The sequence below is a fragment of the Nocardioides koreensis genome (assembly GCF_039531775.1).
In the GTDB taxonomy this organism is placed as follows: domain Bacteria; phylum Actinomycetota; class Actinomycetes; order Propionibacteriales; family Nocardioidaceae; genus Nocardioides; species Nocardioides koreensis.
Window position 1 is genome coordinate 362,735 of record NZ_BAAAQR010000001.1, and the last position, 13,025, is coordinate 375,759.

Below are 13,025 nucleotides of genomic sequence, written 5' to 3' on the forward strand. Positions count from 1 at the left end.
TAGTCCTCCTCCGGCCGGGAAAGCGACGGACCCCGTCGATCCCGGAGGATCGACGGGGCCCGCGGTGCTGCAGGGAACTTACTTGGCGGCGTGGACCTTCACGGTCATCACACCGGTCCTGCTGATCTTCAGCACCTTGATGGTGGTGCCGGTCTTCGGCACGTCGACACCGATCCAGCCCGGCTTGTAGGGGCCGGGGTGGTCGCTGGCGCCGTGCATGTCACGCAGGTGCCACCAGGTCTTGGTGTCGTCGAACAGCGACACGGCCTTGCGGCTCGGCAGCTTCACGACCTCGCCGTTGAGGTGCACGGTCTGCTTGTCGGTGCGGTGCAGCCCGAAGGTCGAGTCCAGGGTCTGGAGCTTCGTCCGGAGCAGCTGGTCACCGAGGTGCGCCAGCTGCGGGTGCGCGTCCACGGGCAGGATCTGGCCGTGGCCGGGGTGGTCACCCACGTTGTTGTCGGTGTAGCTGGTGTCCCAGTAGGAGATCAGCGCACCGGGCTCGTTGTGGTAGAAGTCCACCCAGTTCGACATGGTCAGGCTGTGCGTGTTGCGGAAGTTGTACAGGTGGTTGAGCAGCTTGTCCTGGCCGACGAACTGACGGTTGTCCAGGATGTAGGCGTTGAGGAACGACTGGATCTCGCTGCCCGTGGTGGTGCGGAAGCCGTCGAGGGTCCAGCCCTCGGTGTCGGTCTCGGCGTTGCCGATGTCGGTGCCACCCAGGGTGATGTTGTCCACCTGGAAGCCCGACAGCGCGTAGCCGCCGTCGGTCAGGTAGCGCCAGCGCAGCGCGTTGGTGCCGTCCGGGACCGTGGCGGTCAGGTCGACCCAGGCGCCGCCGGTGGTGCCGGAGATGCCGGTGCCGTCGGAGTTGGTGCCGGCCTCGTCGCTGCCGTCGTAGCTCTCGCTGGTCGGGACGTTGGCCCAGGTCTGGCCGCCGTCGTTCGAGGCCTGCAGGAAGGCGTAGTCGTAGCCGTCCTCGATCTCGTAGCGGACCTTGGCGGTCAGCGCGCCACCACCGGCGACCGTGCGGGTCATGGTGTTGTCGAGGCTGTCGCCCATGTCGGAGTAGAAGTACTTCGAGCCGCAGGCGTCACACGGAGCACCGAGGTCGAGCGGCACCTGCTTGTCGGGCAGCAGCGCGATGACGGACTTCTTGCCGAGGCTCGAGGACGAGTTCGGGTGGACCTTCGTCTCGACGGTCTCGCCCGGCTTGACCAGCTTGTAGTTCAGCCAGCCGAGGGCCAGCTTCTCCCAGGCGCCGAACGACATCGGCTGGTCGCCGATGCCCTCGTCCTTCTTGGCGGTGCCGCGCGACTGGCTCATCAGCGACCAGTGCTCGACGGTGTTCGAGGCACCACCGGTGTTGCCGGAGGTGTCGTAGAGGTCCGGCAGGCCGAGGTCGTGGCCGAACTCGTGCGCGAAGACGCTGAGGCCGCCGTTCTCGGGCTGGATGGTGTAGTCGTTGACCCAGACACCCGTCGGGTTGTTCGGGATGTCGACCTTGGCGCCGTTGGGGTCGGACAGGCCGCCCTCGCCGACGTTCACGCCACCGATCGGCGCCCCGCCCTCGGGGCCGGTGCCGAAGGGCTCGATCTGCGCGTTCCAGCGGTGGCTCCAGATGGCGTCCGAGCCGTAGATCGGGTCACCGTCGGCCGCGTCACCGCCGGCGTGCACGATCTGGAAGTGGTCGATGTAGCCGTCCGGCTCGTTGAAGTCGCCGTCGCCGTCGAAGTCGTAGCGGTCCTGGTGGTCGAACGTCTTCAGGTAGGCCTGGATCTCCTCCATGGACTTGCCGGAGTCGAGCTGGTCCTTGGTCCACACGGCGAGCGCGTCGCGGACGAGGAACCAGGTGTTGTTGCAGGCCACGCTGGCGCACAGGTCACGACCGTAGCGGGCCTCGTTGAACGGCACCTTCACCCACTCGGTGACGTCGCCGTCGATCGAGTAGTGGCCGGACGACTGCTTCTCGTAGAACGACTTCATCCGGTTGAAGTACATGTTCTCGTAGTGGGCGCGGTCGTAGTTCGACTGCCACAGAGTCGAGTTGTCCGTGGTGCGGTCCGGCTCGGGGATCTCGTTGCGCATCGGGCCGTCGACGCGCTGCGCGTCGGGAGCCTGACCGGCGAACGCCGAGTGCTGGGTGTTCCCGAACTCCGCGAGCACGACGAAGATCTTGTCGGTCTGCGCGGTGCCGACGCGGCCGTACTTGCCCTTGCCGAGCTTGACGGAGTCGCCCCTGGCGCCCGTGCGCAGCTGCTTCTCCAGCGCCGCCTGGTTGCGAGCCTCGTACTTCGCGCGCCACTTGGGCGTGCGCACGTCCGAGACCACCTTGCCCAGGGCGGGCGCCCCGGGGTTGGTGAACGTGGTGCCTGCCGGCGCGGCGCCGGCCTGGGCTGAGGTCAGCGACAGCGTTCCCGCCGCACTGAGCAGTGAAGCCGTCGCGAGCGCGACGAGCTTTGTCCTTCGCATGCAATGCCTCCCGGTGAGCCGTGGGTGCCACGGCGAAAAAGTGCACATGATCCGAATGCGCCACAGCCCCGGGATTCACACTGGTTCTCAGCGGCCTCTCAGGACACGGGCCGGGGGTAGTCCAACCCGCGCGGCGCGGATCCGCAGGCAGCCACTCGCACCGTTACCAGACCGTTACCAAACCGGCCTCATGTGAGAGTGCTCACGATTCGCGTGTGATGCTCATCTCCCGGTCGCCGAAGCGCACCCGGTCGCCGTCCAGCAGGGTGGCGGCCTTGCCGGCCGTCAGCGCGCGGCTGACGCCCTGCCGGATCAGGATCGACCCGTTCGTCGAGCCACGGTCCATCACGACCAGGACGCCGTCCGGCGCGACCTGGAACTGCGCGTGGGTCTTCGACAGCGACATGTCGCCGGACCGCAGCGGCACCAGGTGCCGGACCGGCTCACCCGGCCGCGGCTCGGGTCGGCGGCCGACGAGCGCGAGCCCCTCGACCACGAAGGTCTCGCCGGAGTCGAAGGAGACGCGCCAGCGGGCGAGGGCGCGACGGCCCTCGGTGGCGTTGCGAATGACGGTGCGTTCGGCCGCGGAGTGGCGCGGCGGCGGCGCAGCCGGTGGCCCGGCCGGCGCCGGGCCGGCCGGGGGCTGGGCCGGGGACGGTGCCCGGGCCGGGGCCGGGGCCGGGGGCTGGGCCGGGGACGGTGACGGCGCGGTCGCCGGCGGCTGGTCGGTCAGCGGCGGGCCGAGCGGCTGACGGCGTGCCGGGGGCGGGGCCACCGGCGGCGCGGTGGGCGGCGCCGCGGAGGAGACGACGACCGGCGTCGCCGCCGCGGGCACGGTGGGGGGTGGGCCGGACGGGGGTGGGCCGGATGTTGGTGGGCCGGATGCACGCGGCGCCCGGGCCGGCGCGGCGACGGGGGCCTGCTGGGGAGCGGGCACGAGACGCATCGCGGTGAGGTTGACGATCTGCCGGGGCGCCGCGGCTTCCTGCTCGGTCTCGACCGGAACGGGCCGCACGTCGACGACGATCGAGTGCGCCACGTGGTCGTGCCAGCCCCGTCGCTGCCGTCCCCGGTCCATCACCGCCGTCCAGGCGAGGGTGGCGACGCCGAGCCCGAAGGTCGGCAAGGCGGAGACGCCGAGGACCAGCGAGCGCAGCAGCGCCGGCCCCATCCCGATCGGGACGCCGCTGTCGTGGTGGACCAGCCGCAGGCCGACCGCGGCCTTGCCCGGCGACGTACCGCGCAGCCCGAGCAGCAGCGAGAACCCGAGGCCGACGACGAGGACCACCGCGAGGATGGCCCCGACCCCGGCCCAGACCTGGCCCCGGCCGATGAGGAAGTGGTACGCCGCCACCGCGGCCATGGCGTCCAGCGTCCAGGCGATGAGCCGGTCGAGGGTGAACGCGTAGAAGCGCCGGTCGAGCTCCGCCGGAGGGAAGCTCGACGCATGGGCGTTCACGGGCTGGGACATCGCGTGGCTCGCCCGGTCAGGGGTTCGCGACCTGGATGGTCACGCCGTCGCCGAGGTCGAGGATCGCGCCGGGGATCAGCTGCACCGCGATCCCGGGCTGCAGGTCGTCGGGCGGGAGCCCGGGCTGCACCAGGACCGTGCCGTTGGTCGAGCCCATGTCGGTGACGACGGCGGTGCCGTGGTCGGCTCCCGAGCCGGGACGGATCTCCAGGTGCGTCGAGGAGATCTCCTGGTTGGGGCTCTGCACGGTCACCAGCCGGGGCTGCTCGGTGGAGGTGAAGCGTCGCGCCTCGGGCGCGCGGCCGACCAGCACCGCGCGGTCGACCTCCACGGTCTCGCCGCTGGAGAAGAGCAGCCGCGCGACCGGCCGGGCGGTCACGCTCGGCGCCGGGGGCTGGCCGGGGATGCCGGGCTGCTGACGGGCGAGCTCGTCCGGGCCCCAGGCCCCGGCCTGGGTCATGCCGTCGTGGTCCTCGTCGCCCGGCACGGCAGGCGGCGGGGGCACCGGGGGCACCGGGGGCGCAGGGGGCGCAGGGGGCGCGGGGGGCGCCGGCGGTGTCGGCACCCAGATCGGCGGCTCCTCGTCGGCGTACTCGTCGGGCACCGCCTCCTGGCTGCCGGTCTCGTCCTCGATCAACGGCTCGCCGGCGAGGTAGGGCACCGCCTGGGTGGCCTCGCCGTCGAACTCGGCCGAGGCGCCGGGCTGCTCGCCGAGGACGGGCTCCTCGCTCACCGGCTCGGCGGCCAGGGGCTCGGCGGCCAGGGGCCCGGCTCCCCCGGGCTCCTCTCCGGTCGCTCGCGGCGGCTGGTCGAGCCGCGAGAGCCGGACCAGGCCGGCGGTGATCCGGAGGTCGGCGGGGCCGGACTCGTCCGCCACCTCGACGCTCATCCGCGTCACGTCGTGCAGGGAGCGCTCGACCCAGGTGCCGGCCGCCGAGCCGTCGAGGTCGACGGTCTCACCGCCCGCGGTGAAGCTCGCGCGGGCGTCGCCACGCAGCACCACCCGGGTCACCCCCTCGCCCTCGCTGACGAGGACGAAGCCGGGGAGGTCGCGCAGCCCGGCGGCGATCAGCGCGTCCAGGGTCTCGTCGAAGCCCGAGCCCCCGTCCACCATCTCCCACAGCGCGGCGACGCGGGCCTTCTCGGTGGGCGGCAGGATCACGGTGGCGTGCTCGCCGAAGATGCCGAACCACTCACCGGGCCGGAAGGACCGCGTGGTCGGTTCCTGGTCGTTCACGGCAGGGCCCCCAGCTTCTGTTCGAGACTCACCCGCTGGCGCTCGGAGTCGTAGGCGTTCTCAGTCGCCAATCCCACCACATCGACGACCACGGCCGTGGCGTTGTCCCGGCCGCCCGCGCGCACGGCCGCGGCGACCAGCTCGTCGGCCGCATCACGCGGATCCGCGACCCGGGCGAGGATCTCGGCCATCGCGTCGTCGGCGATCATGCCGGTCACACCGTCGGAGCAGAGCACCAGTCGCTCCACCGAGGGCAGGGTCAGCAGGAAGTAGTCCGCCTCGGCGCGGTCGGGGCCGCCGAGCGCGCGGGTGATGACGTGCCGCTCGGGGTGGGTCGCGGCGTCGGCGGCCGTGATCGTGCCCGCGTCGACCAGCTCCTGCACGACACTGTGGTCGACGCTGACCTGCTCGAGCATGCCGTCGAGGAAGCGGTAGACCCGGGAGTCGCCGAGGTTGGCCAGCAGCCACTTCGGGCCCTCGTCGTCCTCGACGAGCAGCCCGACGACCGCGGTGGTGCCGGCGTAGAAGCTGCGGGTGCCGCGGGACCGGTGGGCCGCGCCGAACTCGGCGATCCGGTCCTGGCTGGCGCGCAGCGTGGCGGCCACGGCCTCGGCGCCGCGCCGGGCGTCGTACCCCTCGTCGGCGAGCCGGCCGAACTCCTCGACCACGATCGCGCTGGCGACGTCGCCGCCCTCGTGCCCGCCCATGCCGTCGGCGACGACAAAGACCGGCGGGGCCGCGAGGAAGGAGTCCTCGTTGACCTCGCGCACGAGTCCGACGTCGGTGGCCGCACCGTAGTGGAGCTCGACGCCCCTGATCTGCTCTGTCATCCCACCTCCTGGGTGGAGAGGAGCGTAGGGCCTGGAACCGGTCGATGGGCGGGTAGCGTGGGAGGGATGTCCGGATCGTCCGCCCGCCGCGACGGGTTCCGCACCCTGGCCGACCAGCTGCGTGGCTGGCCGGACGAACGGCTGTCCCGGTTGCTGGTCCAGCGTCCCGATCTCGCCACTCCTGCCCCCCATGACTTCGGCCAGCTGGCCTCGCGGGCCGCCACCCGGTCCTCGCTGCTGCGTGCGCTCGACCACCTGACGCGGCTCGAGCTCTCTGTGCTTGATGCCCTCGTCGTCGCGGGCCAAACCACCCGGGCCGGACTCCGCGAGATCGTGAACGCCGCGCCCGACCGGGTCGACGCGGCGGTCGAGCGGCTGCTCGACGTGGCCCTGGCCTGGGACTCCGACCAGGGCCTGCGCCCGCTGAGCGGGGTGGCGGACGGCCTGACGGGAGGCCCGGCACGGGGTGCGAGCGGCCTGCGCCCGGTCTCCGCGGAGCCACCGCCCGCCGGGGAGGTGGAGCGGCGGCTCGCCGAGCTCTCCGAGCCGGCGCGTGCCCTGCTGGAGCACGTCGCCGACAACGGCGGCGAGGCGACCACGGGCTCGGCGCGGCACACCGTCCTCCCCGAGGACGCCGCGACGCCCGCCGAGGAGCTGCTCGCGCGCAAGCTGCTGGTGCCGCGGGGCGGCGGCGTGGTCGTGCTGCCCGGCGAGGTGGGCATCGCGCTGCGCGGCGGGCACACGACGCACGAGCCGGTCGACGACCTGCCCGAGCTCGCCACCTCCGACCGGGACCAGGGGCTGGTCGACCGGGCCGCGGCCGGGGCGGCGTTCGAGGCGGTCCGCCGGATCGAGCTGCTGCTCGACCAGTGGGGCACCGACCCCCCGGGGGCGCTGCGCAGCGGCGGCCTCGGCGTCCGCGACCTCAAGACGACGGCCGCCGGCCTGCACGTCGACGAGCCGACGGCCGCGCTGGTCGTGGAGAGCGCGTACGCGGCCGGGCTGCTCGCCACCGGGTCGGACTCCGACGGCAACCCGGTCTGGATCCCCACCGACGGCTTCGACGCGTGGGTCGCCCGGCCGGTCGCGGACCGCTGGGCGACGGTGGTCCGCGCCTGGCTGGAGAGCCCGCGGATGCCCGGCCTGGTGGGCTCCCGGGACTCCGCCGGCAAGGCGTGGAACGCCCTGTCCCCCGAGCTGGCCGCGGCCACCCAGGTGGAGAGCCGCACCATGACGTTGGACGTGCTGGCGGGTCTGCCCGCCGGCCAGGTGCTCGCCGCCGGGACCGGGGTGCCGTCGCTGGTGCACCGGGTCGCGTGGCTGCGCCCCAGGCGTCCCCGCACCCGTGCCGACCAGGTCGCCTGGGCGGTCACCGAGTCGTCGGTCCTGGGCGTGACCGGGCTCGGCGGGCTCGCGTCGTACGCCCGCAGCCTGCTCGTGGGCGACCACGCCGCGGCGACCGAGGAGCTGGCGGGACTGCTGCCCCGGCCCGTCGACCACGTGCTGATCCAGGCCGACCTCACCGCGGTCGCGCCGGGCCCGCTGGAGTCCCCGCTGGCCCGGACCCTGCAGCTGCTGGCGGACGTCGAGTCGCGCGGCGGCGCCACCGTCTACCGCTTCACGCCCGCGTCGGTGCGCCGCGCCCTCGACACCGGGTGGTCGGCCGTGGAGATCCACGACTTCCTCGGCTCGGTGTCGCGGACGCCGGTCCCCCAGCCCCTGACCTACCTCGTGGACGACACGGCCCGGACCTTCGGCACCGTCCGGGTCGGTCACGCCGAGGCCTTCCTGCGCGCCGACGACGAGGCCGCCCTCACCGAGCTGCTGCACCACCCGCAGGCGTCCTCGCTCGGGCTGCGCCGGATCGCGCCCACGGTGATCGTCAGCTCCACGCCGATCGACGTGCTGCTGCCCCGGCTGCGCGACCTCGGGGCCGCACCGGTCGTCGAGGCGGCCGACGGCACCGTCCGGGTGGCGCGCCCCGACCTGCTCCGGGCCCGCACCCCCAAGGACCGGCGCGGACCCGCCGTCCGGGCGGCGCACCAGAGCGCCCAGCTCGCGCAGGTGGTCAACGCGGTGCGCTCCGGGGACCGGGTCGCGGCCGCGCGCCCGGCCACGCCCGCCGCCGAGCTGACCCCGAGCGGATCGCTGGCCGCGCTCCGGGAGGCGGTCGAGGTGGGGTCCACGGTGCTGATCGGGTACGTCGACAACCACGGCACCAGCTCGGAGCGGATCGTCGACCCGGTCAAGGTGGAGGGCGGGTGGCTGACCGCCCACGACCACCGCAGCGACGACGTCCGGACCTTCGCGGTGCACCGGATCACGGCCGTCAAACGCGTGGACGAACGTCCGTAGACTCGGGTCGTGGACTTCCTCAGGTATGCCGAGCAGTCGGCCGCTCTCCTCAACACGGAGATCGCCGACGTCGATGCGCTCGTCGCCCATCTCACGGGGCGCGAGTGGCTGCACAGCCAGTGCACCGACCGCGACTGCATGCTGCTGCGCAAGTTCCAGCGCGAGCTGCGCCCGGTCTTCGAGGCGGGTGAGGCGGGCGACGTCGAGGGCGTGGTCGAGGGGCTCAACGCGCTGATGGTCCGGCACCCGATCACCCCCCGCATCGCCCACCACGACCACGAGGACCTGCACATGCACGTGGCGACCAAGTCCGCCAGCGTCGCCGAGCTGCTCCTGGGCGAGTCGCTGCTCGGGCTGGCCACGCTGGTCTGCGACCTCGGCCCGACCCGGCTCGGGGTCTGCTCGGCCGCGCCGTGCACCAACGTCTTCGTGGACACCTCGCCCAACCAGTCCCGCCGCTACTGCTCCGACCGCTGCTCCTCGCGCGCCAACGTCGCGGCGTACCGCGCCCGGCAGAAGGCCGTCGCCGGCGCCTGACCGCTCGACGGTCCGGGTGCACCCGGCCGGGAGGCGACCCCGAGGCGCCGTCCGTAGGATCGTCGGGTGAACGACGGACCCCTCATCGTCCAGTCCGACAAGACGCTGCTGCTGGAGATCGACCACGAGCGCGCTGCCGACTGCCGCAAGGCGATCGCGCCGTTCGCCGAGCTCGAGCGGTCCCCGGAGCACATCCACACCTACCGGCTGACCCCGCTGGGCCTGTGGAACGCGCGCGCCGCCGGGCACGACGCCGAGCAGGTCGTCGACACGCTGCTGGAGTACAGCCGGTACGCCGTGCCGCACGCGCTGCTGGTCGACGTCGCCGAGACCATGGCCCGCTACGGCCGGCTGCGCCTGGAGAAGCACCCCACCCACGGGCTGGTGCTGGCCAGCACGGACCGGCCGGTGCTGGAGGAGGTGCTGCGGGCCAAGAAGATCGCCGGGATGCTCGGTGAGCGGATCGACGACGACACCGTCGTCGTGCACGGCTCCGAGCGCGGCAACCTCAAGCAGGCGCTGCTCAAGCTGGGCTGGCCGGCGGAGGACTTCGCCGGGTACGTCGACGGCGAGGCGCACCCGATCGCGCTGGACCAGACCGAGTGGCACCTGCGCGACTACCAGCGCGACGCCGCCGAGTCGTTCTGGCACGGCGGGTCCGGCGTGGTCGTGCTGCCCTGCGGCGCCGGCAAGACGCTGGTCGGAGCGGCCGCGATGGCGCACGCCCAGGCCACGACCCTGATCCTGGTCACCAACACCGTCTCGGCCCGGCAGTGGAAGGACGAGCTGGTCCGTCGTACGTCGCTGACCGAGGACGAGATCGGCGAGTACTCCGGCGCGGTCAAGGAGATCCGGCCGGTCACCATCGCGACGTACCAGGTCCTCACCACACGCCGGAAGGGCGTCTACCCGCACCTCGAGCTGCTCGACGCCCGGGACTGGGGGCTGATCGTCTACGACGAGGTGCACCTGCTGCCGGCCCCGATCTTCCGGATGACCGCCAACCTGCAGGCGCGGCGCCGGATCGGGCTGACTGCGACCCTGGTGCGCGAGGACGGCCGCGAGGGCGACGTGTTCTCGCTGATCGGCCCGAAGCGGTACGACGCGCCGTGGAAGGACATCGAGGCCCAGGGCTGGATCGCCCCGGCCGACTGCGTCGAGGTGCGGGTGACGCTCCCGACGAACGAGCGGCTGGTCTACGCGACCGCGGAGGCCGACGAGCGCTACCGGCTGGCCTCGTGCACCCACCACAAGATCGACGTGGTGCGCGAGCTGGTCGAGGCGCACCCGGGCCAGCCCACGCTGGTGATCGGGCAGTACATCGACCAGCTCGACGAGATCGCCGCGGCGCTGGACGCGCCGGTGATCAAGGGCGAGACCTCGGTCAAGGAGCGCCAGCGGCTCTTCGAGGCCTTCCGCTCCGGGGAGATCGGGCTGCTGGTGGTCTCGAAGGTCGCGAACTTCTCCATCGACCTGCCCTCCGCGGAGGTGGCGATCCAGGTGTCCGGCTCCTTCGGCTCGCGCCAGGAGGAGGCCCAGCGACTCGGCCGGCTGCTCCGCCCCAAGGAGGAGGGCAAGACCGCGCACTTCTACACGATCGTCTCCCGCGACACCGTGGACGCGGAGTTCGCCCAGAACCGCCAGCGGTTCCTCGCCGAGCAGGGGTACGCCTACCGGATCATCGACGCGGAGGACCTGGACCGAGCCTGAGCCGAGTCGGCGCAGTTTGACCCGAGGACCGGCCGAGTGGGCGCAGTTGTACCGGCGTGGGGGTACAACTGCGCCGACTCGGCCTTGCCTTGGCGTACAACTGCGCCGACTCGGCAGGTCAGGCGACCAGCTCGGGGTCCGGCGTCGGCGTCGACTCGGTCTCCTCGACCGGGGCGGAGCGGGCGGAGCGGGCGGAGCGGGCGGTGGCGACCGCCATCAGGACCAGGCCCAGGCCGAGCACCAGGCCGTGGGTGACCCGCAGCGCCGGGGTACCGAAGAACTGGGGCAGGTAGGTCATCAGCCCGAGGCCGGCCAGCAGGCCGCCGGTGCGGCCGAGCGCCCCGGTGCGCCACATCCCGTGGGCGATCCGGCCGCCGACGAGCAGCAGCGCGAACAACCCGAGCGTGAACGTGGTGACCTCGAACGGCGCGTAGCGGAACGCGTCGGCGACGTCGAGGACGCCCGGCTCGTGGTGGTCGGTGGCGTACCGACCGATCTGGTTGAGGCCGTAGGCCTCGGCGCCGTAGTAGGGCAGCAGCAGCGCGACGGCGAGCCAGGCGCGGGTCTCGACCTCGCGGAGCGGGCGACCGGTCCACCGCCGGGGCGGCCTGGTCGCCGCCGCCCGCAGCGTGAAGGCGAGCGTGACGAAGCCGAGCATGCCCAGGGCGTGCGCGACCAGCCAGGCGGTGGCCCCGAAGTCCGCGGCTCCGGCCAGCCCGGACTCGGGACCGTAGGGACGCAGGGCCGGGTACGCCGCGAGGGCGACGCCGGCGGTCGCGAAGCCGATGACGACGCTGAGGTTGTTGCGAGTACGCATCTCGATCTCCAAAGTGTGAGCAGTGCTCTCTGTTCGATGGATCGAGTGTGCACCACCTCCCGCATCAAATGCAAGAGCAGTGCTCACAAAAGTGAGTGGCGATCTCTGATGTGGCATGCTGTGGGCATGGCCAAGGGACCCACGCCCCGCGAGATCGCGCGCGGCGAGAACATCGCGCGCATCAAGGAGCTCGCGCTCTCCCAGCTCGCCGAGTCCGGCGCCGGCGCGCTCTCCCTGCGCGCCATCGCCCGAGAGCTGAACCTCGTCTCGAGCGCGATCTACCGCTACTACGCGAGCCGCGACGAGCTCATCACCGCGCTGATCGTCGACGCCTACGACGACCTCGGCGCGCTGCTCGAGGAGGCCGTGGGCACGACCCGGGGGCCGCGCCGCCGCTGGCTGGACACCTGCCGGGCGATGCGGGCGTGGGCGCTCGGTGCGCCGCACCGGTTCGCGCTGGTCTACGGCTCGGCGATCCCGGGGTACGCCGCGCCGGCCGACACGATCGCACCCGCCGGCCGGGTGGTGCGCGCGTTCTGCGGGGCGGCGTCCGACGCCGTCCTCGTGGCCGACTCCCGGCCGCTGGGACGCCGGCTCGGCACCCAGCTGGACGTCTCCGCGGACGCGCTCGGGCTCGACGTCGACCGGGACACCATGCTGGCGCTCACCGCGGCGTTCGCCCGGGTCGTCGGCCTGCTCACCCTCGAGCTCAACGGGCACTTCGTCGGCGGCTTCGAGCCCGCCGACGACCTCTTCGACGCGCTCGTCGAGCGCGAGGCCGACCTGCTGGGGCTCGCCACCTCCCGCTGAGGCCGGTGAGAGCCCCGAGACGCAGGAGGTTGCGCCGGGGGCCTCAGGCGAAGAGGTGGTCGAGGTCGGCGTCGACCTCGAGCAGGTCGTTCTCGAGCCAGGGGGCGGCCTCGTCGCCGCCGACGGGGTGGCACCGGACGACGACTCCCGTCCCGACGTCGAGCGCGACGTCGTAGCCCTCGGGGTAGTGCCGCCCCCGCCACGACTCGGGCACCCGGGAGGGGTCGTCGGCGAAGTCGGCGAGCAGGCCGGCCTCGCTCCAGAGGAGCTCGCAGCAGTTGCCGCCGCAGCGCGGAAGGTAGCCCGTCTCGGGGACCAGGAAGGCGCGCCAGGCGGGCCGGCCCGACACCTCGTCCTCCCGCGGGTCCTCGACGCGGACGTGGTGGCTCAGCTCGACCGGGTCGAGCATCGCGACCCATGCGAAGTTCTGCCACATGGGGTCGTCGTAGTCCACCTCCGACTCGCTCGGCCGCTCGGCGACGAGGCCGTCGGGCCGCCGCGGAGGCTGCACCTCGTGCGGGAGCACGGTCCGGACCTCGCCACCGTCGGCTCCGAGCACGCTCTTCGAGTACGGCAGGCCGGACTCCCGATGCAGGGCACCGTCACGGTCGCGCACGAGCAGCGCCCCCGGCCTGCGCACCCAGGCCTCCACGCTGCCGCGGGCGTCGCGGTGCGTGAAGTGCAGCGTGGTCCAGCGCCACGGCGAGCTGCGCGCCAGGGCGTGGAACGTGTCGGCGGTCGGGATCACCCCAGCATGGTCACCCGCGGGACCGACGCGGGGCGACCGGG

The 13,025-nt window shown here is 73.0% G+C and carries 10 protein-coding genes; 4 read left to right on the plus strand and 6 right to left on the minus strand.

The window, feature by feature from the left end:
- Window positions 1-78: 78 nt before the first annotated feature.
- From ABD268_RS01710 to ABD268_RS01725, 4 genes are all read right to left on the minus strand, one after another.
- Window positions 79-2,469, minus strand: a complete 2,391-nt coding sequence (locus ABD268_RS01710) for an immune inhibitor A domain-containing protein (RefSeq protein WP_344146620.1) — start codon at window positions 2,467-2,469, stop codon at window positions 79-81.
- Between the two features lie 202 nt (window positions 2,470-2,671).
- Complete coding sequence (locus tag ABD268_RS01715; protein ID WP_344146623.1) at window positions 2,672-3,940, minus strand: RDD family protein; 1,269 nt, start codon at window positions 3,938-3,940, stop codon at window positions 2,672-2,674.
- Between the two features lie 16 nt (window positions 3,941-3,956).
- A complete protein-coding gene (locus ABD268_RS01720; RefSeq protein WP_344146626.1) occupies window positions 3,957-5,177 on the minus strand; it encodes an FHA domain-containing protein in 1,221 nt (406 codons plus the stop codon).
- Window positions 5,174-6,007, minus strand: a complete 834-nt coding sequence (locus ABD268_RS01725) for a PP2C family protein-serine/threonine phosphatase (RefSeq protein ID WP_344146629.1) — start codon at window positions 6,005-6,007, stop codon at window positions 5,174-5,176. The genes ABD268_RS01720 and ABD268_RS01725 overlap by 4 nt, the downstream gene beginning before the upstream one ends.
- A gap of 66 nt (window positions 6,008-6,073) precedes the next feature.
- On the opposite strand from ABD268_RS01725, the gene ABD268_RS01730 reads away from it, so the two are divergent.
- From ABD268_RS01730 to ABD268_RS01740, 3 genes are all read left to right on the plus strand, one after another.
- Window positions 6,074-8,362 carry a helicase-associated domain-containing protein gene (locus ABD268_RS01730; RefSeq protein ID WP_344146632.1) on the plus strand — a complete coding sequence of 763 codons (2,289 nt, stop codon included), beginning with the start codon at window positions 6,074-6,076 and terminating at the stop codon, window positions 8,360-8,362.
- A 9-nt stretch (window positions 8,363-8,371) separates the two neighbouring features.
- The gene (locus tag ABD268_RS01735) at window positions 8,372-8,899 is read left to right on the plus strand and encodes a CGNR zinc finger domain-containing protein (RefSeq protein WP_344146635.1); all 528 of its coding nucleotides are present in this window, start codon (window positions 8,372-8,374) and stop codon (window positions 8,897-8,899) included.
- Window positions 8,900-8,965: 66 nt separating this feature from the next.
- Window positions 8,966-10,609, plus strand: a complete 1,644-nt coding sequence (locus ABD268_RS01740) for a DNA repair helicase XPB (RefSeq protein WP_344146638.1) — start codon at window positions 8,966-8,968, stop codon at window positions 10,607-10,609.
- A gap of 118 nt (window positions 10,610-10,727) precedes the next feature.
- Here ABD268_RS01740 and ABD268_RS01745 read toward each other — a convergent pair whose 3' ends face one another.
- Entirely contained in the window at window positions 10,728-11,426 is a 699-nt protein-coding gene (locus ABD268_RS01745) for a hypothetical protein (RefSeq protein WP_344146641.1), read from the minus strand.
- A 126-nt stretch (window positions 11,427-11,552) separates the two neighbouring features.
- Between ABD268_RS01745 and ABD268_RS01750 the strand changes: the two genes are divergently transcribed.
- On the plus strand, window positions 11,553-12,236 hold the full coding sequence (locus ABD268_RS01750; RefSeq protein ID WP_344146644.1) for a TetR/AcrR family transcriptional regulator: 684 nt from the start codon (window positions 11,553-11,555) through the stop codon (window positions 12,234-12,236).
- A 43-nt stretch (window positions 12,237-12,279) separates the two neighbouring features.
- Here ABD268_RS01750 and ABD268_RS01755 read toward each other — a convergent pair whose 3' ends face one another.
- A complete protein-coding gene (locus ABD268_RS01755; RefSeq protein WP_344146647.1) occupies window positions 12,280-12,984 on the minus strand; it encodes a hypothetical protein in 705 nt (234 codons plus the stop codon).
- Window positions 12,985-13,025: the final 41 nt, after the last annotated feature.

What these genes read in the sequence shown, in the direction of transcription:
- ABD268_RS01750 (WP_344146644.1), top strand. Translation starts at nt 11,553, where the DNA reads ATGGCCAAGGGACCCACGCCCCGCGAGATCGCGCGCGGCGAGAACATC.
- ABD268_RS01730 (WP_344146632.1), top strand. Translation starts at nt 6,074, where the DNA reads ATGTCCGGATCGTCCGCCCGCCGCGACGGGTTCCGCACCCTGGCCGAC.
- ABD268_RS01710 (WP_344146620.1), bottom strand. Translation starts at nt 2,469, where the DNA reads ATGCGAAGGACAAAGCTCGTCGCGCTCGCGACGGCTTCACTGCTCAGT.
- ABD268_RS01745 (WP_344146641.1), bottom strand. Translation starts at nt 11,426, where the DNA reads ATGCGTACTCGCAACAACCTCAGCGTCGTCATCGGCTTCGCGACCGCC.
- ABD268_RS01715 (WP_344146623.1), bottom strand. Translation starts at nt 3,940, where the DNA reads ATGTCCCAGCCCGTGAACGCCCATGCGTCGAGCTTCCCTCCGGCGGAG.
- ABD268_RS01725 (WP_344146629.1), bottom strand. Translation starts at nt 6,007, where the DNA reads ATGACAGAGCAGATCAGGGGCGTCGAGCTCCACTACGGTGCGGCCACC.